We start from the raw sequence: 22,788 nt of genomic DNA on the forward strand, positions 1-22,788 counted from the left end.
GCTAACAGGCTTCACCAACTCGCCTGTAAGGGACTTTCACCCTCTGGAATAATTTGATACCTTTAGTATCAAGTGCCCATACTGGGCGCACACACGGCACAGGCTTTAAGCTTCGGCAGTTGCCTCGCTCACAGCCTGTGCTAACCGTTATCTTCATGCTTAAACCTCCCTACTTATTCGGAAACTCAGAGCAAAAGATGAGGCATACAGTCCAGTTCATGTAACTAAAACATACAGCATGAGAAAATTAAAATTACAAATGCAAATGACTATCAACGGATATGTTGGTGGGCAGAACGGCGAAAATGACTGGATGACCTGGAATCCTGATGATGAATTTTTGGTATTTCTTAATTCCCTTGTCATTTCCTCAGACACACTTCTGCTTGGGAGAAAACTTGCCACAAGCGGATTTATTGAACATTGGGAGAATACTGCCAAAAATAATCCTGAACATCCATTTGCAAGAGAAATAACTGACATTCAAAAGGTTGTTTTTACCAAAACACTAGACAAATCTATCTGGAACAACACTACTTTAGCGAAAGGAAATCTTATAGAGGAAGTCGCCAACTTAAAACAGCAGGAAGGCAAAGATATTCTTGTGTTTGGAGGTGCTGGGTTTGTTTCTTCCTTGATCAAAGAAGGGCTTATTGATGAATACCATCTTATTGTAAATCCAACAGCGATGGGAAGTGGAATAACTATATTTGATTCTCTTGACAAAATACAGAAATTCATTCCAATCAAATCAAAGCTTTACCCGGGCGGAAAAACTGTTTTAAGTTACAAGTATAAAACCAATTGAAATAACTCTCCTATGGATAAAGTAGCACGAACGCACAACAATGATCATGTGCAGTCGGGGCGAAATGACATAAGGAGAATGTAAACATAACATAAAGGTTGATGCTAAACAGAAATTTAGGAATTCAACTGCCCAGAGCCGTGCCCGTTCACATAAATGAATAAAAGTGAAGAAAATATTTTAACTCCTTTTTAGCCTGTTCTTTGCCTGCCATACTCATGGGCAGCAAAAAGCGGCAGAAATAGTAGTTATAGGCAGTATTCATCAACCCGTTCCTAACTTCAACGCTGATGTACTACTTAAAATTTTTTGAGCAGGTAAAGCCCAATGTTATTCATTAGGAAATGGACTCTTCGTTCTTTACAGAAGATTTCAGGTTCAAATACGCTTCTGAAAAAATGAACAGAATGCAGCAGCAAGGTATGTGGCAAATTATCCTGAAACACTTATCCGCCCTTTCGAATTTGAGGGGAGAAATGAGTACAGACGGGAAAGGGAGATGGTGCCCACCGATAATCTGACAACTATATTGTTGAAGAGCCTCTATACTGAAAATGCACTTACTCCACAGCAGCGGGAGATACTACAGAGATACGATGACCCTACCCACGAGCTAAAGATGATTGCCAGCGGTTCACCAGCAGACTTTAACAATGCCGTTACCGGTAGCATTGCCGGGTTGCGTCAGTTTTATCAGCACAAAAAGCTGACAGAGATTACCAACGCAAGAGAGGAGTTCGCGAACACCTACTTCTCCATGCCCGACGGAAAAAAATAAGCTACCGAGACGGATATCAACCCTGGGCGGACTACTGGGATTTGCGAAACAGAACCATGGCAAAAAACATCATGAGAGTGGCAGAGCAAGACCCAGGCAAAAGAATGGTGGTGACTACTGGACTGTTGCACCGATACTACATACTTAGATAACTCAGAATTCTAACGCAAGGAAGAGATATTCAGCCCCAAGAGTTCTATGCATACTAAAGTACCTCACACCCATAAACCAGCTACGCCACCTTCTGGTCAATTCCTTTGGGTGCAATACTTAATATATAACTTCAAAAAAGGGGCACATTGATTAAGAATATGAAGCATTTGTTTTTACTTGTGGCCATCTCTTTTACAGTTGTTTCCTGTAGCACGACAAAGGATTTACACTCAAAGGAGTTTGTGCGAACTCAACAAGAGTTGACCGAAAAACTGACGCAACTAAGCAAAACAGCGAGCTTCAACGGCTTTGGCGTAGCTTTAGTAAATGATAAAGAGGTTTTGTATCAAAACGGTTTTGGGGTTTCTGATATCACAACAAGCGCCAAGTATACCGAAAACACCGTTCAGAACATTGCCTCTGTCTCAAAGACTGTCATTGGCCTTGCCATTCTTAAAGCGCAGGAGTTAGGCAAACTTAACTTAGATGATCCAATAAATAACTACTTACCCTTCAACGTGTTCAATCCAAAGTACCCGGAAGTTCCTATCACTAACGGGCATCTGGTAACGCATACTTCTTCAATCGTAGACACAGAAGAATACCTTACCAGAAATGTGGTGCTGAAAGACACAATAAATCTGGCTCATAATCTTGGGATAGACATTTCGCCAACACGGTTTAATCCTCCTCCAGCTAAAACCTCCTTGGAGGGCTTCTTAAAAAACCTGCTTGATACCGAGGGAGAATGGTATTCGAAAGAGGCTTTTTCAGAGAAGAAGCCAGGCAGTATTTATGAGTACTCCAACGTTGGGGCTTCGCTTGCCGCACTTGTTTTAGAGCAAGCAGTAGGCACTACCTATGATAAGTTTACGACACAGTATATTTTGCGTCCATTGAAGATGAATGCGTCGGGCTGGAGTTTCGATGCTATTGATTTCTCAAACTATTCCCTCACTTACCAGGATAAACAAACTCCTTACCCCTACTACTCACTAATAGGTTATCCGGATGGAGGATTGCTTACCACGAGTTCTGACATGAGTAAGTATACTTTAGAGCTAATGAAAGGGTACATTGGCAAAGGAACCATACTTTCTAAACAGAGTTACAAGGAATACTTCACCCCCCAACTGACGGCAGAGAACTTCATAAACAGGAGCACGAGTGAATACAGTGACGAGTATAACATGGGAATCACAATGGGATTCGGCTCTACAGGAAATTTCGGGCATACCGGAGGCGATCCAGGAATGTTTTCTGTAATTTGGTTTTTCAAGGACAAAAAGATGGGCAGGTATTTTATAGTTAACACAGACTGGGATGCTGAAGCATCAGGCAAAGACCAAAAAGCGATCTATGATTTACTCGACGAATATTATATAAAACTAAACAGCTTGAGCAAAGCATCGGAATAGTACCTCACCCAACAATAGCTAAAAAGCATAAAAGCCTCTTTCGCGCAACCTGTGGTACTATAAATTAATGTAAATTGAAAGTCACAAAAGAAGTAAATCAGTCAGGTCGGATAGCATATAAGTGCTCCTGCTGTGGCATGGAGCTTGGCAGCTTGCCGTTGACCTTTGGCAGCGGCTATCCTGAATACTATTTTACAATACCAGAAATAGAAAGAGAAAGAAGAGTTGAAATAACCGATAGCCTTTGTGTTGTTGATGATGAATACTTCTTTATCCGTGGCAGGTTGACTATACCTATAGTAGACTGTGAAGAAGACTTAATATTCAACGTCTGGGCAAGTCTAAGCAAGGAAAATTTTATCAGAACGAACGAATTGTGGAATGAGGCTGACAGGGTGAACGAGCCTCCATACTTTGGTTGGCTGCAAACGTACGTTCCTACCTACGGCAACACCCTGAACATAAAAACTCAAGTCATCACACAAGACGTTGGGTTCATACCTAAAGTAATCGTGACAGAAGAAAACCACCCTCTCGCTCTTGCCCAAATTAAGGGGATACCTCTGGAAAAAGCATTGTCAATTGTTACTGAAATCATACCTGACTTGCATCAGGAAACGAAACGAGAATAGCCGCCCCCCTAACAAAGCGCAGCGCTTAGACTTTGGCTGCACCTTGCCATTAGCTATACCAGCCCGTTAACCAACACAAAGTTTATGAGGAAACTCTTTTTAGATGATGTAAGAACCGTAGACATGGTATATGACAAGGCTATGGAAAAAGAGTTTGATGTCGTCAGAACGTATCAGGAGTTTGTGAGTTATATCTTAGCAAACGGCCTTCCAGACTTTATTAGCTTTGACAATGACCTGGGCTTAGATGAAAATAATGAAGTGGCACCTGATGGGTATGCTGCAGCCAAATGGCTTGTTTATGAATCTGGCCTGAACCTGCGCAATTTAAAATTTCATGTTCATTCCGCTAACCCAATAGCGGCAGAGCAAATTAAGGGGCTTCTAAACAACTACATCAGGCATCTAAATGAAAACAAATACTGAATTCCTTGCTGTAGTACATTTTAAATACACATGCTTAAATTTACGCTAGTACTGTTTGCTGCTGTAGGCTTTTTCTATTTTCTGTTTTACCCGTTCCTCAAGAATTCGGTCAGCAGAAAGCGGCTCTTAAAATGGTTCTTCATTATCTATGCCATCGCCATGATTCTCTCCACAGTAAACACTTATTTCCTGCAATAAACACAGCCAGCACATATGATGATGTTGCCGGAATCGCTGCTGATGATGAGCAACGTTTGAAAGTGCCGGTTAGCTATTCCTCAGAAGCAAGTCTTGCCATTTTCCTGATTCAGCGTAATATTTGATCACGCTGTTTCGCTCCACCAGCAAGCGGGTCATGTACCTCTTCAGAAAAAGCATATCAGCTACTTTACCAATTGTGCCAAAAGGGGAAGTATAGTCAAACACATCTTGCATCAGCGTAATACCGTTGCCGGACTCCCGGAAGTGATGTTCATGTTTGAACCGTTTAAGCGCACCCGCTACCATTTCATCGGCAAAGTAATAAGGGCGCTCATATGCAGTTATGCTGCTGGTAAGGCGCTGCCAAAGGCCAAAATGCCTGGCCCTCCATGTCACAGACTCTCCGAGCCCTATCAGCCCCGAGGTAACGCTAGCAATCGCTCGCTCTCCGGTATGCTTCGTCGAGATAACATGCAGGTCTATACTTCTGGATAAATCGAAGCATACTTCTACCCTTGCGCGGATGCTTGTTTCAATGTGTATGATGGGCATAAAAAAACGCTGACCGTCAGCGAGATAGTCAGCGTTATCGATGTTTAATAGTGCACCCGAGAGGATTCGAACCCCTAACCCTCGGAGCCGAAATCCGATATTCTATCCAGTTGAACTACGGGTGCAGTACGAGTGCAAAAATAGGAAGTTTATGCAGAAAATGAAATATCATGAGATAAAAAATACTGCTTATACTTTCCCTATTCCAGCTGACCGAAAACAATCAGGCTCATACTCTAGTTAAGGTATCACTAGCAAAAATATAAACAAAGCAAACTCATGAAGAAACTATATACAGCGGTGGTAACTGCAACAGGTGGCCGGCGCGGCCAGGTGAAATCTGATGACGGCATAATTGACATGAAACTGAGCTTGCCGGAAGGCTTGGGCGGACAAGGAGGAAGCACCAACCCTGAGCAGCTTTTTGCGGCAGGATATTCTGCCTGCTTCCAAAGCGCACTGCTCGTAGTGGCAGGTAAGCATCACGAGCGTTTAGACCCCGCTTCTACGGTAACCGCGCACGTTGACCTCAACCAGAAGGACGACGGAGGATATGCCCTAAGCGTAAAGCTTGCTGTAGCGCTAAAAGGGGTGGATAAGGACAAGGCAAGGCAAATGGTAGATGAGGCGCACCAGATATGCCCATACTCCATCGGTACGCGCGGCAACGTGGACGTGGAGCTAGAGGTGTTATAACTGCAGCGCAATACCGTTACAAAGTATAAAAACAGAAAGGCTACTCACAATGAGTAGCCTTTCTGTTTTTATACTTTGTTAATTAAGACTAAGCCTCAGCCAACACCTGCTCTACTTTCTCAGCGGCTTCTTTCAGCGCCACGGCAGAGTATACTTTCAGGCCGGACTCGTCAATAATCTTCGCGCCTTCCTCAGCGTTGGTGCCTTGCAGGCGAACGATGATCGGAACCTTAATGTCGCCGATGTTTTTGTAAGCTTCCACCACACCGTTGGCAACTCTATCGCAACGCACGATACCGCCGAAGATGTTGATCAGGATAGCCTTCACGTTAGGGTCTTTCAGGATGATGCGGAAACCTGCCTCCACTGTCTGCGCGTTTGCCCCACCCCCTACGTCCAGGAAGTTGGCAGGCTCGCCGCCGGAAAGCTTGATGATATCCATGGTAGCCATGGCAAGACCAGCACCGTTCACCATACAGCCTACGTTGCCGTCCAGCTTCACGTAGTTCAGGTTAAACTCGCCTGCCTCAACCTCCAAAGGATCTTCCTCTGTAATGTCGCGCATGGCAGCCAGGTTCTTGTGGCGATACAGGGCGTTGTCGTCCAGGTTCACCTTCGCGTCAACGGCCAGTATTTTATTATCAGATGTTTTCAGGACAGGGTTGATCTCGAACATAGAAGAATCCGTCTCCACGTACGCTTTGTACAGGTTGGTCACGAATTTCACCATCTCCTTGAAGGCCTCCCCCTGTAAGCCGAAGGCGAAAGCGATCTTACGAGCCTGGAAGCCCTGCAGGCCTACAGCCGGGTCTATCCACTCCTTGATGATTTTCTCCGGAGACTTTTCAGCCACCTCCTCGATGTCCATGCCGCCTTCTGTAGAGGCCATGATCACGTTCTGACCTTTGGCGCGATCCAGCAGGATGCTCAGGTAGAACTCTTTCGGGTCAGACTCGCCCGGATAGTATACGTCCTGGGCAACGAGTACTTTCTGTACCAGCTTTCCCTCGGGTCCGGTCTGGTGCGTTACCAGCGTCATGCCCAGAATCTGGTCAGCGATCTCTTTAACCTGGTCCAGGTTTTTGGCCAGCTTCACGCCGCCACCTTTACCACGGCCACCCGCATGGATCTGTGCCTTGATAACGTGCCAGCCTGTGCCGGTTTCTTCGGTCAGTTTCATGGCAGCTTTTACTGCCTGGTCTGGCGTCTCAGCCACGATACCCTCCTGGATACGTACTCCGTAGCTCTTTAAAATTTCTTTAGCCTGATATTCGTGTATGTTCATGCTTTCAGTTTTAATGGACGCACGAAAGTACGCCTTTATCGCCTTAAATTCAAGTTCTGCTATCTAAAAAGCTATCAGAAAAAGCATTCCGAAAGAAAGCCCTTTCCGATAGGTTGCGCTTTAAACCCACTGCTCCCATTCTGGCCCTCACGTAAGCGTTTATTCCATACTAGGAGGCAGGTATTATACTATGCTCGGGCCGCCTCAACCTATACCAATCTGTCCTTATCCGAAGCTTTGCTGCCGTTTGTTGCCTTGGCATCCCATACGCGCATGGTACGGTAAGTATACTTCATGCCCCCTGTTTAGTCTACTTATTTAGATTCCTGATTCTCAGGGTAAATCCGGACACGGCTCCCATTCGTTAGTATGGCTCATCAAAAATTTAAATACGATGGAAGTACATAACATATTCTTATTTATTGGGGGCTTGGGTGGCCCGGAGGTGTTTCTCATCATACTTGCCATTCTTCTGCTGTTTGGCGCCAAAAAAATCCCTGAGCTGGCCAAAGGCCTGGGCCGAGGCATCCGTGAGTTTAAGGACGCCTCCAAAGACATAAAAAACGAGGTGGAAACCGCTGCAGCCCCCAAAGAGCGCCAGCAGCCAGACCATACCTCCCGCCCACACTAGTACCAGGACCACGCAATATTTTACAGAAACCGAAATCCAGTTTTACAACTCATTTCGTAGGTCTTGCATTATTTCGGCCAGCTAGGGCCACGAGTATCTTACCTTAAAACTTTAATTATGAAAAAACTACACGACAAACCTGCAGATCAGGTTAAAAGTGAATCAGGCTCTTTTAATGCGCTCATGCAGCGCCGCGCCTTCTTCCGGTACGCTGGTGCCACTGCCGCTGCCACCACCATGATTCTCGGCTTCAGCTCTTGTGATGACGACAACGAAGAAATGATGCCGGTAGAGCCGGACACCGTGGACCTGGGATCGGGAGACACCGGCATTCTGAATTACGCCTACGCGCTGGAGCAGCTCGAAGCGGCCTTCTACGCCACCGTGGTTGATCGCTCCCTGAGTATGTTTAGCCAAAGCGAGCAGCAGATCATGCAAGACCTGAAAGGCCACGAGGGCATCCACAGAGACTTTCTGAAAGCTGCCCTTGGAAGTGCTGCCATACCGGACCTGGAAGTAGACTTCTCCTCTATCGATTTTGAAGATAAAAGTAACATCCTGGCCACCGCCAGCACCTTCGAGGACCTTGGCGTAGCCGCTTACAACGGAGCGGGCCAATACCTGGAGAACGCCGGCTTCCTGACGCTGGCAGGCAAGATCGTATCGGTGGAGGCGCGCCACGCCGCCGTCATCCGTGATCTTATCTCCAACGGGACATTTTCTGACTCAGCCAACAACATGGGGCTAGACCCGGCCATGATGCCAGCTGACGTTTTAAAAGCCGCAGCGCCTTTTATCAAGACAAAGATTTCGGCAAATAACTTACCAAAATAAGGAGACACAGATCATGAATATATTTAAGATAATAGAAGACATACAGAAAGTTGACCCGGAAGTATACGACCGCTTGGACTCCAGAAGACAAGTGTTTAAGAACATGGGCAGCATCGGGAAAAAGACGGCTCTGGCAGCTGTACCTTTTGCACTAGGCTCCGTTTTTCAGAAGGCCTATGGGCAGAGCTCCAACATGGTGCTGGATGTGCTGAACTTCGCCCTGAAACTGGAGTACCTGGAGCGCAACTTTTATACCCAAGGCTTAGAGGCGTCCGGGCTGATTACCGACAGCGCGGCCAGAGGTGCCATTGAGCAAATACAGATGCATGAGGCAGCACACGTTGACCTCCTGAAATCAACCATCGAGAGCCTGAACGGCACGCCGATTGACGAGCCTACCTTTGACTTCGGCAAGAACTTCCCGAACTGGAATTCCGACTACCAAACCTTCCTGACATTGGCGCAGGCCTTTGAGGACACAGGTGTTCGGGCTTACAAAGGCCAGGCCGCTAACCTCCTTAATAACGACACGGTGCTTACCGTGGCGCTGCAGATACACTCTGTGGAAGCACGCCATGCGGCACACGTGAGGCGCATGCGCGGCAACATGGGCTGGATAGAGGGAGCCGGAGACAACAGCAATGTGCCTGAGGGCGCACAGGCAGTCTACGCCGGCGAAGACAATGTGATGCAGGGAGGTGTGAACGACGTGAAGGCTGTTGGTGCCGGATACTCGGTCGCCATCGCTACGGCAGCCTTCGACGAGCCGCTTAGCAAGGAACAGGTTGCACAGATTGTGTCGCTGTTTGAGTAGATGTTCCCTCCTTCTTTGTAAAACCTGCAAAGCAGGGGCAAAAAAGAGCTGCAGACGCAGCTCTTTTTTTAACACATCTATGGTGCAGGGGCGATTAAAAATCTAAATTTCTGCACCTGGGGTGATACATGCCGGCTAATTTGTGCTTATCAGGTACTACTTTATCAAACCTTTTTTTATACTTTAAGTTAGTGAATATACTTTTGAAGTATAATTTTGATAAACCTTTGTAAAAGGTACTAAACTGCTAAGCCTCCTTGCCTGACCAAACTATACCCAAAATAAGCGAAGACACCCTGATCGCCCGGCTTCGAGCACGGGATACTTCGGCCGTATCTTTGCTTTATGACATGTACAGCGCTGCGCTTTATGGCGTTATAGTGCGCATCGTGAAAACAGAAGAGGTTGCCGAGGATGTGCTGCAGGAGGCTTTTGTAAAGATTTGGAACTCCTTCGATAAGTATGACGCGCAGAAAGGAAGGCTGTTCACCTGGATGCTAAACGTCAGCAGGAACCTGGCTATCGACAAAATACGGTCATTAGAGTACCGCATGAAGGTGTCGACCGACACCTTGTCGCCGGCACATCAGGCTAGCTTTGCTGACATCGCCTTCAACACCGACCATATTGGCGTGCGCGAGGCAGTAGAGAAACTAAGTCCGGAGCAAAAGCAAATCATCGACCTGATGTATTTTAAAGGACTTACGCAGAGCGAGATAGCGGAAGAACATAATATACCCTTGGGCACCGTTAAAACCAGGGCACGAAGTGCAGTAAAGGTTCTATCAAAATTATTTAAGGGAAGTGTCTAACGAAGAATATCTGGCCTCAGGCATACTGGAACTTTACGCGGCGGGCGGCCTTACCGAAGCTGAGCGTAAAGAGGTGGAACGGCGTGCCGCCGAATCACCTGAAATATGTGCCGCCCTGGACGAAGCCTGTGCCGCCATGGAGGCATACGCTAACCTGCATGCTATAGCCCCAAGGCCAGAACTAAAGCAGCAGATACTGGGAAAACTGCAGACACACCCCAGCCTTGATGAAGGGCCAAGCTGGGACACTACCTCGCTCCCCGCAGAGGAAACTTCGCCCTATAAGTGGATGTTTGCTGCCAGTGTTGTCCTGTTTATCATTTCCGGGCTGCTCAGTTACCGGTTTTACACGAAATGGCAGCAAGCTGAACAGCGCCTGGCCAAGGCTGTGGCTTCTGAGCAGCTGATGGCCCAGAATGTCCGCCACGATGCGCAGCACACGCAACAACTGGAGCAAACGCTGGCTATTATGCGCAATTCCGCTTTCAGGGCGGTTGCCTTAAACGGGGTGAAGGCGCATCCGGAAGCCAGTCTGTATGTTTATTGGAATCCCGAAGAAAAAGCCGTTTACGTTGACCGCATGCAGTTGCCGGCCCCGCCAAGCAACATGCAGTATCAGTTGTGGGCGCTAGACAAAGGTACCCCGCAAGATGCTGGGCTGATTCCGACATCGTTTGAGGAGGCCGGCATGCTTAAAATGAAGACTGTTGCCGCTGCCCAAGCCTTTGCTATAACGCTGGAGCCGAAAGGCGGAAGCGAAAACCCCACCCTCGACAACCTGATGGCCATGGGCAGTGTGGAAATCTGATAAATAAAGCCGGGGGGTTAAGCGATGCTAAGCCGCTGCAGAATTGCTTTGCACGGAGAAGCTGACGTGACTTTTATATGGTGCGAGGCATCCAGCGGTATTTCAAAGTAATCGCCGGCGGCAAGGGCATGCTCTTTACCGCTAACGATTAGCTGGCAAGTGCCCTCCACAATTAAAAAGCGCTCATGCTCCTCATGGTGCACTTCTTCCTCTGTTCTGTCTTGTACCCAAAGTATGGCGGTAGTAGATTGGGGCGTATACCCGATTATCCTGGCGTGCATACTTTCAGCGCCTTCCGGAAGTATGGCTTCTTCGTGCTGCAGCCATTTGGAAAAATCTCCAACCTTGGAAGTTGGTGAGAGCACGGGAGGCGATTCCGGCAACTCACCGCCTTTCATGCGCTCCAGGTAATCCACCGTAGCCAGCACCAGCGTTTTTACAGTGGCACGCGGCTGTAGGGCATGCGCCAAAGCGTACTGCTCCATCGCCTGCTGACGCTCGTCCAGTGCCTGCCTTACTTGCGGGTGTGCCGCGGCCATTTCGTGTACCTCACGAACTTCCTCCGGACTGCAAGCACCCATCACATACAGCTCCAACACGCCAGACTCGATAAATTCTGCAACTGGATTCATATAGGTTGTCCTGACTTTAATAACGCGAAAGCCTTTTTTAGCACTTGTCTAACTTCTTGAGGTGTGAGTTTTAAAGCTTTAGCCGCTTCATCACAGGTTAACCCTCTCAGATAAAGCAGCTCCAAAACCGCCTGCGCTTGAAGAGGCAGCTCGCAACGTGCTTTTTCATCATACCGCTTCTCCTGCAAAGGTATGATTTTATTCGGCTGTAAGTAAGCTTCTGCTATGGTCTGTTCAGGATTTTCCTGGGTTTCATCAGCTAGGGCTTTCGCAGCTTGCAGCGCCTGTCGCCTTGCAATGCCGAGGCACCAGGAAAAGAATCGCTCCCTGGCGGGTTCGTAAATGTGTATTTTCTCCCAGACTGTGACAAACGTCTCCTGCAGCACGGCTTCTGCCACTTCATTGTTAGCTACTATTCTGGATATTACGCCCATCAGGGCCGGAGCATAGGCATCGTATGCCGCCCGCAGCCATTCCTGCCTCCGCTGCCGAAGGCCATTAACGATACATTGTTCAGCGTCTTTCTCAAAATCCATTTCTTACGTGCCAAGGCGCCCAAAGCAGCATCAGCTTCTAAAGTATAACTTAAAGGTTGTGCCCTGGTCCTCCTCGCTCTGCACCTGAATAAAGCCATTGGCATTTTCCACCAGGCGCTTCACAATGTATAGGCCCATGCCGGTGCCGTCTACATGCGCATGGAAGCGCTTGAACAGCGTAAACAGCTTCGATTGGTTTTCTTTGCTGATGCCCAGGCCATTGTCTTCTACCGTTAGCAGCACGTAACCGTCAATACGGCGGGTTCTCAGTTTTACCACCGGGTCGCGGTCTTCGGCTTTATACTTGATGGCGTTGCTCACCAGGTTGTACAGCACACTGTGCAGGTTCTTGCGGGAGAACTTTATCAGCGGCTCTTCCTCAAAATCTATTTCTATCTGCGCGTGCTCGCTTTCAAGCGTCTCAGACATATCCATGCGCACATCCTCGAATACCTCGCGCACATCTACCTGCTCGGCACCGCCGTCTGTGTCACGCTGCACTTTGGCAATGTCTGTCAGGTCTTTGATCACGTTCTTAAAACGGCTGATCGCGCCTTTCATCATCTCAAACACGGGCTCTGTAGGCTCACCGTCAATAGGGCCTGAGGCAACAATCTGATCTTCCAGCAGCAGCATTAACCCTTCAATGTTTCCGATGGGCGCCTTTAAATCATGCGAGGCCGTGTACACAAATGTATCCAGGTCTTCGATAACGCGAAGCAGATGCTCGTTTGTCTCCTGCAGTTTCTCCTGCGTTTTCTTCAGGTCGGTCAGGTCTATGAACGAACCCAGCACCCGGTAGGCCATGCCATACTCGTTGTGCATGATACGTGCCCTGTTTGAGACAAACGCAAAGTCTCCGTCCTTCTTTTGCATTCTATATTCACCAGACCACTGTTCCTTGCCCGCATTAATGGCTTGGTTAATGTTCTTCTCAACGTCTTTACGATCATCAGGATGAATCATCTCATACCAGCCATCCACGCCCGGGCTTACCTCCTCTGCGCTGTAGCCCAGCATCGACAGCAAGCTGTCGCTCCACCAGACCTGGTTGTTTACCAGGTCCCAATCCCAGATAACGTCATTTGTGGCGATAGACACCATCCTGAAGCGCTCTTCGCTGTTTGCCAGGGCTTGGGTGCGGCTGTCAACGCGCTTCTCCAGCTCATTGTTCAGCTTGATCAGGTCTTCCTCGGCCAGCTTTAGCTCCTCGTAGGCCACCAGCACGCGATCCTCGCTGTTCTTTTTCTCTGTGATGTCGGCCATGGTCAGCGTCACGCCATCGCCCATTTTCACAGCGGCTATCTCGTACCAGGCTTTCTCGCCGTTAAAATCTAGCTGCTGCTCCATGTGCAGCGACTCGCCGGAGCTTATCGTTCGCACAAACTTGCGGAACAGGCCGCTCTTTCGCAGCATGGGCAACATTTCAGTTACGCTGGTATCCAGCAGCTCCGACTGCGAGGCACCCACCAGCCCTTCTGCTTTCTTGTTCAGCAAAGTCCAGTTAAAGTCCTGCACGTTCTGCTTCTCGTCGCGCACCGCCCTAAATGCCATAATGCTGTTCAGGGAACTGTTCAGCACCCCTTGCACCACATTGGTCAGCGTCTTCAGGGTGGTAACGTCCACAAAGCTCACCACCACGCCATCCTTGTTGCCGTCGTGCTTCAGGTAGGGCAAGATGCGCATCAGGTAAAACTTGCCGCCTTCAGCCTCTACCTCCCGCTCTACTTCGTCGGAGGTATTGTTCACATGCTTGATGTCGTCGATCAGGCGGTTATACTTCAGGTTGTGCGACAGGTGGTGAATAGGCCGCCCCAGGTCGCTGTCAATAATATTGATCAGCCCCTCGACGGAAGGAGTGAATTTACGGATTACCAGGTTGTGGTCTACAAACAGCTGGCCTACATTAGAGCTTCGGATGTAATTATCCAGGTCTTCGTTCAGCTCCTGCAACTCCTTTATCTTGAGCTGGTGCTCAGAGTTCACGGTATGCAGCTCTTCGTTCAGCGACTGCATCTCCTCATTAGAGCTTTGCAGCTCCTCGTTCGAGGACATAAGTTCTTCATTCGTGCTCTGCAGCTCCTCATTTGCCGTGCTCAAGTCCTGTACTGTCAGTTGCAGACTTTCGCGCGCCTCCTTCAGTTCAGCCTCCAGGTTCGTAAGCTGATGGTAATAATCAGCGTCCGACACGAAACTATTGATCTCCGACACTTTCGGCAGCGGCGCCACCTCCCCCATTTCCTGCAAAAGAATAAGTATGATTTTATGATCATCCTTTTCCTGCATAATAGGCCGTATAGACACATGCACCAGCTGATCTTTTTTCCCCATCTTTATGGTAACCTGGCGGGCCACTACTTTTCTGTCCTGCTTCAGGGCCTTCCGGATGCCGACGCTCAGCGTGACGGCCAGCTCCTCGGGCACCATCTTGATCAGGTTAAAGTGCAGGCGCTTGTCAGGGAACTTCAGGAAACGGTTGATATCCCCGATGCCGTGCAGCAATTGGTAGTTCTCGTCTACATACAGGGCTGTTACCTTAAAGTCTTCCGACACGGCATCCATAAAGGCGTCGTTGTAGCGGCTACTCGGGGTGGCCTTGAAGGGGGCACTGGGATTAGTCTGTTTATAGTTGCTGGTATAATTGGAAATACCGTAGCTCTGCCGCCCGGATCTGCCTTCTTTTATCTTCTGGAAAATTTTCCATTTCCGGTTCTCCTCACAGAAAAACGGTTTCAATTCGCCGATGTGCTCGCTGGGGCCCAGGAACAGGTAGCCTCCCAGGTTCAGGGCGTAAGGGAAAAGCGCCATCACCTTGTTCTGCAGGTCCGGGTTCAGGTAAATGAGCATGTTGCGGCAAGAGATCAGGTCGATGCGGCTGTACGGAGGGTCTTTCTGCAGGTCGTGCTGCGCAAAAACAACCAGTTTCCTGATTTCCTCTTTCACCACGTAGCGGTTGCCTTTGGACGTGAAATACCGCTGCAGCCGCTCCGGCGACACCTGCTTGGCAATACCGGCGGGATATCCGCCTTTGGATGCCTGCACAATGGCCTGCTGGTCTACGTCCGTAGCAAAAAGCTTTACTTCAGGCTCCTTGCCCAGGCGCTCGTAAGCTTCATGAAAAAGTATGGCCAGCGAGTATACTTCTTCGCCTGTGCTGCAGGCGGCCACCCATACTTTTACCTGCTCCCCCGGCGCCTTCGACGAGATGATCTTCGGAATCACATCCTTGGCCATTGACTCAAAAGCCTCCGGATCGCGGAAAAAGCTGGTCACGTTGATCAGGAACTCCTGGCACAGCTTGTTGATCTCGGCCGGATGCTCATGCAGGTAATGCAGGTAGCCCTTTAGGTCGCTCACCTTCAGGTGGTCCATGCGCTTGCGTATCCTGCGCTGGATCGTTCCTAACTTGTAGTTGGTAAAATCAGTTTGCGTATGTGTGCAGACGAGGTCCAGGATTTCCTGAAGCACCAGACTATCCTCGTCTTCCTCTGTTTTATCTATCAGGGTTTTCACCAGCGGCACTTTACGGGTGTATTCTATAATCTCTTTGGGCATTTGCTCCGGCGGCAGCACAAAGTCTACAAAACCTGTGTCGATGGCGCTGCGGGGCATGCCGTCAAACTTAGCGGTTTCCGGTGATTGTACCACCACCATGCCGCCTGCTTTTTTTATAGCCCTGGTGCCCTTGGTGCCGTCGGTGCCCGTGCCCGACAGCACAACGCCGATGGCATGCTTTCCCCTGCTTTTCGCCATCGACTCAAAGAAGAGGTCAATCGCAAAGTTTGGCTCTCTGCTGCGTGCTTTGTCTTCCAGCCGCAGCCTGCCATACTCCAGGGTCAGCTGTTTGCCGCTTGGCAGCACGTACACGCAGTTTGGGCGGGTAAACATATTGTCTTCCGCCTCCTGCACCTGCATGCTGGTGTGCTTGCTCAGCAGGTCTGCCATCAGGCTCTTATGGTCCGGCGACAGATGCTGTATAATCACAAAGGAGAAACTTGAGTTGCTCGGGAAATGGTCGAACAGTCTATGAATCGCCTCCAAACCACCCGCAGACGCCCCAATGCCGATCAGGTAATGATCCGCCTGGGTAACTTTCTCTGTAGCGGTACCCGACTTAGGCTTCGTCTTGCTTTCTACTTGGTTAACCTTCTTCTGCACAACTAATTAGTATTTTTCCCTAATAATCTTCTCCAGCACAGCATTCCGCAGCGCTTCAGCCGCCTCATACTCTTCCTGCCGCCAAGGCAGCGAGGTTTGTTTCACGGTCTCCTGGTAGGTGGCAAAGGAGTTGCGCGGATGGTAGTTTTTGCCGTCCGGCTCCATTTGTATGGCATTGTTTGGGTTGCCTCCCCACTTTATTGTCTGCAGCACCTCCGGCCGGAAACCAAGTATAAACTCTCCTTGCTCGGGGTTCACAGGTATGGCAATCAGGCCACTGGCAACCTGGCTAAAGGCTTTGCTGTGCGGGTACTCCGCAGGAAGGGCATCTGTAGCGAATATACTTCTGGCTTTGTTGCGACGCAGCCACGATACCAGCTCCTTTATCTCGCGCTCCTCCGGGGTGATACCCGTTTTCAGCACGTTGCCTTCATAAACCACCGCAGTACCGCCAAGCGAAAGAAGGTTGATGAGGTTCTCGCTTCCCTCCTGCAGCCCTTCTGCAAAAGTGGCGGCGCTAAACAGCTGCTCCATCAGGTTTACGTGCAGGCCGCGCAGGTACACCCGCAGGGCCATACTTTCCTCCTTCTGCTTTGCCTCCAGCTGCGCCGAGAGTATGCCGGACAGGAGCTCCATGGCTGAGCGCATTTCATAGCTAGGGTATTTGGCGGTTTTATGGTGGCAGGAAATCAGGCCCCACAGCTTGTTATCGATAATGATCGGAAGCGACATGGAAGCCGTGATGTTCATATTGGACAGATACTCCAGGTGCACTTTGGCCACGCTCCGCAGGTTGCTTTCAGAGAGATCCGTAAAGCGCTGCGTCAGCGGGTTGATGACAGGCTGAAGGCGCACCGGCTCATAGTTGTGGGTTGGGATGATGCGGTAAGGGTTGCGGAAGTATAGCTCACGCGCCTGCTTGGGCACATCGGAGGCAGGAAAGCGCAGGTCCATGTAGTCGTCCATGTCCTCTTCCTTGGCCTGTGCCACCACAATGCCGTTCCAGTGCGGGTCAAACTGGTAGATCATCACCCTGTCGAAGCCGCTCAGTTTTTTAAGCCCCTCTGCCGCCTGTTGCGCAATTCCCTGGTAGGTGCTTGCCTGCTTCAGGAGCGAAGTGATATACTTAATGTTCTGGTACAGCCCGATAAAGGAATCCTGGGCGGTTTCCTGCCGCTCCTCCAGTTCCAGCAGCACATACTCCTCCTGCGGCAGCACCAGCGCCGAAAAAGCGGTTTTCTTACCATCAACTTCGAATTGCAGTGTCAGCGGGATTCTCTCCAGCGTTCCTTCCAGTTTGTTTTGAATCTCCTCATACTGCGCAGCGGGCAAAAAACGGCTGAGCGGCTCTTGCAGTAGCTGCTCCGGCGTGGCGGGCAGGAACGCCCCCACATTCTCGCTGGCCTGCAAAATGCGAAGCTCCTTTTTGTCTAGCACCAGCAGCACACCGTGTGGCTGTATCAGATTAACGAGGTGCAGCGGAATACTGCCGCACATTTCGGAATCGTAGTTCTTCTCAATCTTGATGTTAACGGGTGCTGTTTGTTGACTCATGGTGTTCTGTTTACGCCAGGCTTCAGCACCTGGCTTGTAGCAAAAAAAGATAAAGTATAAAACCTTAAAAAATACGGACTTATTTTCATCAGTAGGCTAGGTTCATCCTAGCTACCCATCCTACTTTAAAAGAAAAGTAAAATAGGACTGCTTTGATTGCCTTGATAAAAATGTTCTAATATTAAGTAATCTATAGAAAGCGAAATTGTTTATTTACAGGCCGCTAGATACAGATTTTTAAAAGTAACACTTATTTATGAAGTTTATAACATAGGAACCCGTTTTCATATTACTTTTATCAAAAGATGGGCCGCTAAAATCTTATTCTTTCGTAGGGGCGGTGCTGTGCAAGTAAGACCTCCTGAAGCCAGTTATTCCTTCCTGCTGCAAAAGTAACGCCAGCTATACTTTATACTTTGCCCCAACCATAAAGTATAAGTACCAAGCTATCAGCCAGAATCGTGTTCCTCTGCGCAGCTTTCACCTTTTTCATGCATTTTCAGCCTGAAAATATTATTGTAAGCAACATCAAAATATTTGCGATTTTGAGCGGTATTTGTACCTTTGTGCCACTCAACCTAACGGTATAAGTTAAGTTGTAGTGTTCGGGGTGTAGCGTAGCCCGGTATCGCGCCACATTTGGGATGTGGAGGTCGTAGGTTCGAATCCTGCCACCCCGACTTAGAAAAGCCTGCTTTCTTTACAGAATGGCAGGCTTTTCTTTTTCAATGTTTAACCGATGTTATTGCGGTATCTGCTCCATAAGCTTCTGCACCCCTTTCACGATTCGCTCCTGCAGTTTGGAAGTGTTGTCGTCGGGAATCACCCCTTCCGCTGCCCCTTGCCAAACCAGCTTGTTTTGAGCATTGTCTACCAGGTGCACCGATAGCGTGCCCTTCTTGTACCGGTCTACCACCACCTCTTCTGTTTTCCAGGTATAACGGCGCTGCCCCATGTAATAAGGGGGGTCAGTCAGGATGTTGGTTTGGCGGGTCTGCACCTCTTCTGCCACCACAATACCCAGGTTTATCTTCAGGTCGGGGTTTTGGTCGGTGCGCTGCAGCCCGCGCTGCTCCAATTGCTTTGCTATTTCCTGCTTCAGGAAGTCCAGTTGCCCTATATACTGCTGCAGCGTGTCGCCGCTCGTTTCCAGGTCAAAAAAACCAAAAGTCCGGTAGTTGCTAAGCTTAAAGTCCTCTTCGGCTTTGGTGTCCAGCACCCTTACCGGCGAGCAGCTTAGCACCAGTAGGCACAAAAGGCAAAGCACCAGGTTTAGCCTCACATTCGTTAGATTCATACTATCATTTCCTATGCTTACCTATACGCCCACGCTACAGAAGCGTTCTTCCATGGCGGGAGCATTTAGTGGCGAGATGGCGCTTTGTCTTTTATTTTTTGCCCTATTGCACTACCCCATGTAGCCGCACCTTTACATGCAACACCATGCCTGGCTTACCTGTAAAAACAAAAATGAGCGACTACTTTTGAATTTTCTTGCGGATTAATAAATTAGCGCAAAAATCGGGGTGTAGCGTAGCCTGGTATCGCGCCAGCATGGGGTGCTGGAGGTCGTGGGTTCGAATCCCGCCACTCCGACTACTAAAAAGGCCTTTTACAGCGCGTAAAGGGCCTTTTGTTGTTAAATTACTGACGCAAGACGTACAAAAACTAACTTAAGCTTTCCAAACAAAACAGACCTACAGCTTATTAAAGAGCGTTTTTCCTTTAGTCCTGAGCGCTTTTTAACCCGCCACTCCTGTAGAATTTCCAAGCAAGTCTCTCCTACTATAGTTATTTCTTCCTATATTCATTTTCTGATAGTATGATACAATCATACTCCACACATAGTGCAGATAGTAGGAGTAGGTAGTCCCACTATACTATAGTTGTACAAAATTAAATGATACTATTTAACCGAATAAACAATCCTACGTCTTTAGACCTTCACTCAATTGAGTCAGATTTGAGTGAAGGTAAAACTGTTCTCATTCAGTTTTCAGAAAAGGTTTATGATGATAAGCTTCTTGCAGAGCTTAATAAACTATGCGCAAGGTATAATGAATTACTTGAGATTAGGTTTTATGGGCACTATGAAGATAAAGGATACTTTGACTGCAAGATTCTCGAAAAGTTGCCAGATGTAAAGTCCCTGTATATGGATTGCCTATATCATGTGGAGAATCTGTCCTTCTTGCCCAGACTAAAGCATCTTCACACACTTGGCATTGGATTCTTTGAACTCAAAGATACTGAAATCTTAAATTCAGATAATTTGAAGTCACTGCAAAAGCTGTTGCTTTTTGACACAAGGACTAAAGCTCTGAACCTGGAATATCTAAGAGAGTACCAGAAACTTAAGTACTTGATTTGCTGCGGTCACACCAAAAACGTAGAAGCAATCGGAGAGATTGCTAATCTGGAGTACCTGTCACTTAATTCTATAAGTAAAGTTCCTATCTACTTTGTCAATAAATTAAAGAAGTTAAAGACTCTTAAGTTTATATTAGGTGGCAGAAGCGATATAAATGAAATAGAAGATAACGAGATAGAAGAACTCGAAATCATACGAGTAAGAGGCTTCAATGAGTTTAAGAACACAACATCTTTTGGAAACCTAAAAAAGCTCCAAATAGAAGATCAAATTCAACTAACAGAACTGGTATTTGATAAACCCCTTCATCATCTTGAAGAAGTTGCTGTGTTGAATTGCAGGAATTTTGCCCTTTTGAAGGGCTTAGAGAAGTTGGAAAGCCTAAAACGACTATGGATTTATAAAACGAGCCTTGACTTTGACAGCTTAATCAATAGTCAACTTCCAAAATCATTGGATGTGTTCGGGTTTTATACTTCAAAAGCGAGAATAGATAAAGATATCCAAAGCAGGATAAAGTCCTTGGGTTATCAGAATAGATTAGCAGAAGTTTAAGAACAAAATTGTACAACACCACCTTTACGGTAGCTACACTACCGCAAAGCCCAGCACGTTAAAAATCACCTTGCGTCACTTCCTGCGTCAGTAGCGCTTGCGTCAGTTTCTGCGTCAGTTGTGGCCAAAAACATCGAAATTTCAACAGAAACCAATATTTAACCAGCGCTTCTGAGGCATTTTTGCATAGCTGGATTTGGTGGTATTTGCGTTCGAATCCCGCCACTCCGACAGAAAAGGGTCTATACTTGCAGTATAGGCCCTTTCTACTGATGCTAAAGTAACGCTAACTGACGCAAGATTTTATCCAAAGTAGCTCTACACTTATTTAAGAATGTTTCTCTTTTAATATTCAAGCGTTTTTACCCCGTCACTCCAATTGAGTTCCCTAGCAAATCACTACTCCTATTACAATTATTTTCCTATATTGATTCTCTGATAGTATCAGAGAATCATACTCCACATATAGTGCAGATAGCAGGTGTAGGAACTCCTGCTATACACTAATTATGCTTAATGTGAATCAACAATGAAAAAAGCTGTACTGCTTACTCAACTTTACCTACTGCTTACGCTTGTTCTGTTTTCATGCGAATCAACAGAAGAAGCAGAAGTTGGTATGCCCTCTACAGAAGTTGAGAAAAAGCAATTAGCTACAAGTGCCGACACAGCAGAAACACTTATTTGCCCTATTGAAACACCGTGCTATCAACTAACGGACGAAACTGTAAAGCCACTCAGTCTTCACAAAACATTTCATGGCTTAGTAGTTCTGAAAGCAGAGTATAACAGGGAAAGCCTAAAGTTCAACAAGTATGAAATCATGGTGGCAAAACTCCGCTCTAAAAGTACCGAAGAGGCTGTTAACATGCCTGAAAAGGAATTGGCTCAATTGCTGCCAACTCTGATTAAGCATGTTGATCACATTGAGTTAAAAAGAAATAATCAGGAAGGCTGTACAGAACCGTCATTGTTCTATCTGCCAATCAGAATAGAATAAAAAAACCACTTAGCATAACCCTGCACAGGCTCCATACTCGGCTGCGCCTCGTTCACAGCCTGTACTAACCGTTGGCACACATTTGAAAAAACTGAAAAATATGAAAAAAGCAATAATTTTTATATTAATTGCAACTTTGGCAATTAGCTGTAAAAACAAAGGAATCGTTCATAACGACCAGATTCCAGAGCACGACAGCTTAACCATAAGTTCAAAATTCGTAAACGAAGACCGGATTGTCAACATTTGGACTCCTCCAACTTACAATCAATCGACCGACAGTTTCCCTGTACTTTATATGCCAGATGGCGGTATAAAGGAAGATTTTCCACACATAGCAAACACTTTGGCAAAACTGATTAAGGAAAATAAAATACCACCGTATATCTTGGTTGGTATTGAAAATACAGAAAGAAGAAGAGATTTATCTGGTCCAACAGAAATTGAATATGATCTAAAGTATGTTCCCAATCCGGGTGGTTCAAATAATTTCAGAGGCTTCATTAAAAATGAACTTTTCCCTGAAATAAATAAGAGATATCGAACCAAAGACAAAAGAGCAATAATTGGAGAATCTGCAGCAGGAATATTTGTGATAGAGACTTTTCTTCTGGATAATGACATGTTTGACTACTATATCGCAATGGATCCTGCTTTGTGGTATAACGAACAGTATTTGGTTAAAAACTTTATATCATTGGCAAAAGAAGATTACGCACAGAAAAAGAAACTTTGGTTTGCGGGTTCTGATGCAGTTGACATTTCTCCATACACTAGAGAATTAAATAAAAAATTGGAGAATTCAAATCTTGGATTAATATGGAAGTATTCAGACGAACCTGAAGAGCAGCACAACACAATATTTAGAGCCACAAAAGAAAAAGCTTTGATCTGGGCTTTGAATGATTAAAAACGAGGGCCAACATTGCATAAAAACAATGCTCAAACATGTCTTGTATAAAAAAACAGTGCTCGCTTGCTGCGTCAGTAGCGCTTGCGCCAGTTGTGGCCAAAATATCGAAGTTCCACCAGAATCAAACATTTCACCGGCGCTTCAGAGGCATTTTTGCATAGCTGGATTTGGTGGTATTTGCGTACGAATCCCGCCACTCCGACTACTAAAAAGGCCTTTTA

21 protein-coding genes and 3 tRNA genes are annotated in these 22,788 nt (G+C 47.3%); 16 read left to right on the forward strand and 8 right to left on the reverse strand.

The window, feature by feature from the left end; translation table 11 throughout:
- The first annotated feature begins 238 nt into the window (after positions 1 to 238).
- From FJM65_RS15810 to FJM65_RS15830, 5 genes are all read left to right on the forward strand, one after another.
- A complete protein-coding gene (locus FJM65_RS15810; protein WP_140622531.1) occupies positions 239 to 808 on the forward strand; it encodes a dihydrofolate reductase family protein in 570 nt (189 codons plus the stop codon).
- Positions 809 to 1,232: 424 nt separating this feature from the next.
- On the forward strand, positions 1,233 to 1,586 hold the full coding sequence (locus FJM65_RS15815; RefSeq protein ID WP_181163747.1) for a hypothetical protein: 354 nt from the start codon (positions 1,233 to 1,235) through the stop codon (positions 1,584 to 1,586).
- A gap of 413 nt (positions 1,587 to 1,999) precedes the next feature.
- Positions 2,000 to 3,157 carry a serine hydrolase domain-containing protein gene (locus tag FJM65_RS15820; protein ID WP_181163748.1) on the forward strand — a complete coding sequence of 386 codons (1,158 nt, stop codon included), beginning with the start codon at positions 2,000 to 2,002 and terminating at the stop codon, positions 3,155 to 3,157.
- A gap of 74 nt (positions 3,158 to 3,231) precedes the next feature.
- Positions 3,232 to 3,789: a DUF2199 domain-containing protein gene (locus FJM65_RS15825; protein WP_140622534.1), complete on the forward strand. Its 558-nt coding sequence runs from the start codon at positions 3,232 to 3,234 to the stop codon at positions 3,787 to 3,789.
- Between the two features lie 84 nt (positions 3,790 to 3,873).
- Positions 3,874 to 4,215 (forward strand): cyclic-phosphate processing receiver domain-containing protein, encoded by a 342-nt coding sequence (locus FJM65_RS15830; RefSeq protein WP_140622535.1) that lies wholly within the window; start codon positions 3,874 to 3,876, stop codon positions 4,213 to 4,215.
- A 267-nt stretch (positions 4,216 to 4,482) separates the two neighbouring features.
- On the opposite strand, the gene FJM65_RS15835 is transcribed toward FJM65_RS15830, so the two are convergent.
- Together FJM65_RS15835 and FJM65_RS15840 are read right to left on the reverse strand one after the other, a co-directional pair.
- Positions 4,483 to 4,968, reverse strand: coding sequence for an SRPBCC family protein (locus FJM65_RS15835; protein WP_140622536.1), 486 nt, complete (start codon positions 4,966 to 4,968; stop codon positions 4,483 to 4,485).
- Between the two features lie 51 nt (positions 4,969 to 5,019).
- Positions 5,020 to 5,093: transfer RNA gene (locus FJM65_RS15840), tRNA-Arg, on the reverse strand.
- 154 nt (positions 5,094 to 5,247) lie between these two features.
- Between FJM65_RS15840 and FJM65_RS15845 the strand changes: the two genes are divergently transcribed.
- Positions 5,248 to 5,664: an organic hydroperoxide resistance protein gene (locus tag FJM65_RS15845; RefSeq protein ID WP_140622537.1), complete on the forward strand. Its 417-nt coding sequence runs from the start codon at positions 5,248 to 5,250 to the stop codon at positions 5,662 to 5,664.
- A gap of 88 nt (positions 5,665 to 5,752) precedes the next feature.
- On the opposite strand, the gene sucC is transcribed toward FJM65_RS15845, so the two are convergent.
- The gene (gene sucC, locus FJM65_RS15850) at positions 5,753 to 6,949 is read right to left on the reverse strand and encodes an ADP-forming succinate--CoA ligase subunit beta (RefSeq protein ID WP_140622538.1); all 1,197 of its coding nucleotides are present in this window, start codon (positions 6,947 to 6,949) and stop codon (positions 5,753 to 5,755) included.
- Between the two features lie 394 nt (positions 6,950 to 7,343).
- Between sucC and FJM65_RS15855 the strand changes: the two genes are divergently transcribed.
- The 5 genes from FJM65_RS15855 (at position 7,344) to FJM65_RS15875 (ending at position 10,848) form a co-directional block, all read left to right on the forward strand.
- Complete coding sequence (locus FJM65_RS15855; RefSeq protein WP_140622539.1) at positions 7,344 to 7,580, forward strand: Sec-independent protein translocase subunit TatA/TatB; 237 nt, start codon at positions 7,344 to 7,346, stop codon at positions 7,578 to 7,580.
- A gap of 117 nt (positions 7,581 to 7,697) precedes the next feature.
- Entirely contained in the window at positions 7,698 to 8,414 is a 717-nt protein-coding gene (locus tag FJM65_RS15860) for a ferritin-like domain-containing protein (RefSeq protein WP_140622540.1), read from the forward strand.
- 13 nt (positions 8,415 to 8,427) lie between these two features.
- Positions 8,428 to 9,228: a ferritin-like domain-containing protein gene (locus FJM65_RS15865; RefSeq protein ID WP_140622541.1), complete on the forward strand. Its 801-nt coding sequence runs from the start codon at positions 8,428 to 8,430 to the stop codon at positions 9,226 to 9,228.
- A gap of 257 nt (positions 9,229 to 9,485) precedes the next feature.
- Positions 9,486 to 10,040 carry an RNA polymerase sigma factor gene (locus FJM65_RS15870; RefSeq protein ID WP_239022985.1) on the forward strand — a complete coding sequence of 185 codons (555 nt, stop codon included), beginning with the start codon at positions 9,486 to 9,488 and terminating at the stop codon, positions 10,038 to 10,040.
- Positions 10,033 to 10,848, forward strand: coding sequence for an anti-sigma factor (locus tag FJM65_RS15875; RefSeq protein WP_140622542.1), 816 nt, complete (start codon positions 10,033 to 10,035; stop codon positions 10,846 to 10,848). The genes FJM65_RS15870 and FJM65_RS15875 overlap by 8 nt, the downstream gene beginning before the upstream one ends.
- Before the next feature lie 17 nt (positions 10,849 to 10,865).
- Here FJM65_RS15875 and FJM65_RS15880 read toward each other — a convergent pair whose 3' ends face one another.
- Genes FJM65_RS15880 through FJM65_RS15895 form a run of 4 tightly spaced genes read right to left on the reverse strand, consistent with a single transcriptional unit; the run spans position 10,866 to position 17,728 of the window.
- Entirely contained in the window at positions 10,866 to 11,480 is a 615-nt protein-coding gene (locus FJM65_RS15880; protein ID WP_140622543.1) for a cupin domain-containing protein, read from the reverse strand.
- The gene (locus tag FJM65_RS15885) at positions 11,477 to 12,016 is read right to left on the reverse strand and encodes an RNA polymerase sigma factor (RefSeq protein ID WP_140622544.1); all 540 of its coding nucleotides are present in this window, start codon (positions 12,014 to 12,016) and stop codon (positions 11,477 to 11,479) included. The genes FJM65_RS15880 and FJM65_RS15885 overlap by 4 nt, the downstream gene beginning before the upstream one ends.
- Before the next feature lie 30 nt (positions 12,017 to 12,046).
- Positions 12,047 to 16,174 (reverse strand): chemotaxis protein CheB, encoded by a 4,128-nt coding sequence (locus tag FJM65_RS15890; protein WP_140622545.1) that lies wholly within the window; start codon positions 16,172 to 16,174, stop codon positions 12,047 to 12,049.
- Positions 16,175 to 16,180: 6 nt separating this feature from the next.
- Positions 16,181 to 17,728, reverse strand: a complete 1,548-nt coding sequence (locus tag FJM65_RS15895; protein ID WP_140622546.1) for a GAF domain-containing protein — start codon at positions 17,726 to 17,728, stop codon at positions 16,181 to 16,183.
- Between the two features lie 606 nt (positions 17,729 to 18,334).
- On the opposite strand from FJM65_RS15895, the gene FJM65_RS15900 reads away from it, so the two are divergent.
- Positions 18,335 to 18,408, forward strand: a tRNA-Pro gene (locus FJM65_RS15900).
- Positions 18,409 to 18,470: 62 nt separating this feature from the next.
- Here the strand turns inward: FJM65_RS15900 and FJM65_RS15905 are convergent.
- Positions 18,471 to 19,025: a DUF4136 domain-containing protein gene (locus FJM65_RS15905; RefSeq protein ID WP_140622547.1), complete on the reverse strand. Its 555-nt coding sequence runs from the start codon at positions 19,023 to 19,025 to the stop codon at positions 18,471 to 18,473.
- Between the two features lie 225 nt (positions 19,026 to 19,250).
- Here FJM65_RS15905 and FJM65_RS15910 point away from each other — a divergent pair.
- The 4 genes from FJM65_RS15910 (at position 19,251) to FJM65_RS15925 (ending at position 22,564) form a co-directional block, all read left to right on the forward strand.
- Positions 19,251 to 19,324: transfer RNA gene (locus FJM65_RS15910), tRNA-Pro, on the forward strand.
- A 304-nt stretch (positions 19,325 to 19,628) separates the two neighbouring features.
- Positions 19,629 to 20,654: a hypothetical protein gene (locus FJM65_RS15915; RefSeq protein WP_140622548.1), complete on the forward strand. Its 1,026-nt coding sequence runs from the start codon at positions 19,629 to 19,631 to the stop codon at positions 20,652 to 20,654.
- 529 nt (positions 20,655 to 21,183) lie between these two features.
- A complete protein-coding gene (locus tag FJM65_RS15920; RefSeq protein ID WP_140622549.1) occupies positions 21,184 to 21,654 on the forward strand; it encodes a hypothetical protein in 471 nt (156 codons plus the stop codon).
- Positions 21,655 to 21,754: 100 nt separating this feature from the next.
- Positions 21,755 to 22,564, forward strand: a complete 810-nt coding sequence (locus FJM65_RS15925; protein WP_140622550.1) for an alpha/beta hydrolase — start codon at positions 21,755 to 21,757, stop codon at positions 22,562 to 22,564.
- The last annotated feature ends 224 nt before the right edge of the window (positions 22,565 to 22,788 follow it).

Source organism: Pontibacter mangrovi (assembly GCF_006385705.1).
GTDB classification, from domain to species: Bacteria; Bacteroidota; Bacteroidia; order Cytophagales; family Hymenobacteraceae; genus Pontibacter; species Pontibacter mangrovi.

What these genes read in the sequence shown, in the direction of transcription:
- FJM65_RS15810 (WP_140622531.1), top strand. Translation starts at nt 239, where the DNA reads ATGAGAAAATTAAAATTACAAATGCAAATGACTATCAACGGATATGTT.
- FJM65_RS15830 (WP_140622535.1), top strand. Translation starts at nt 3,874, where the DNA reads ATGAGGAAACTCTTTTTAGATGATGTAAGAACCGTAGACATGGTATAT.
- FJM65_RS15835 (WP_140622536.1), bottom strand. Translation starts at nt 4,968, where the DNA reads ATGCCCATCATACACATTGAAACAAGCATCCGCGCAAGGGTAGAAGTA.
- FJM65_RS15845 (WP_140622537.1), top strand. Translation starts at nt 5,248, where the DNA reads ATGAAGAAACTATATACAGCGGTGGTAACTGCAACAGGTGGCCGGCGC.
- sucC (WP_140622538.1), bottom strand. Translation starts at nt 6,949, where the DNA reads ATGAACATACACGAATATCAGGCTAAAGAAATTTTAAAGAGCTACGGA.
- FJM65_RS15855 (WP_140622539.1), top strand. Translation starts at nt 7,344, where the DNA reads ATGGAAGTACATAACATATTCTTATTTATTGGGGGCTTGGGTGGCCCG.
- FJM65_RS15860 (WP_140622540.1), top strand. Translation starts at nt 7,698, where the DNA reads ATGAAAAAACTACACGACAAACCTGCAGATCAGGTTAAAAGTGAATCA.
- FJM65_RS15865 (WP_140622541.1), top strand. Translation starts at nt 8,428, where the DNA reads ATGAATATATTTAAGATAATAGAAGACATACAGAAAGTTGACCCGGAA.
- FJM65_RS15880 (WP_140622543.1), bottom strand. Translation starts at nt 11,480, where the DNA reads ATGAATCCAGTTGCAGAATTTATCGAGTCTGGCGTGTTGGAGCTGTAT.
- FJM65_RS15885 (WP_140622544.1), bottom strand. Translation starts at nt 12,016, where the DNA reads ATGGATTTTGAGAAAGACGCTGAACAATGTATCGTTAATGGCCTTCGG.
- FJM65_RS15895 (WP_140622546.1), bottom strand. Translation starts at nt 17,728, where the DNA reads ATGAGTCAACAAACAGCACCCGTTAACATCAAGATTGAGAAGAACTAC.
- FJM65_RS15905 (WP_140622547.1), bottom strand. Translation starts at nt 19,025, where the DNA reads ATGAATCTAACGAATGTGAGGCTAAACCTGGTGCTTTGCCTTTTGTGC.
- FJM65_RS15915 (WP_140622548.1), top strand. Translation starts at nt 19,629, where the DNA reads ATGATACTATTTAACCGAATAAACAATCCTACGTCTTTAGACCTTCAC.
- FJM65_RS15920 (WP_140622549.1), top strand. Translation starts at nt 21,184, where the DNA reads ATGAAAAAAGCTGTACTGCTTACTCAACTTTACCTACTGCTTACGCTT.
- FJM65_RS15925 (WP_140622550.1), top strand. Translation starts at nt 21,755, where the DNA reads ATGAAAAAAGCAATAATTTTTATATTAATTGCAACTTTGGCAATTAGC.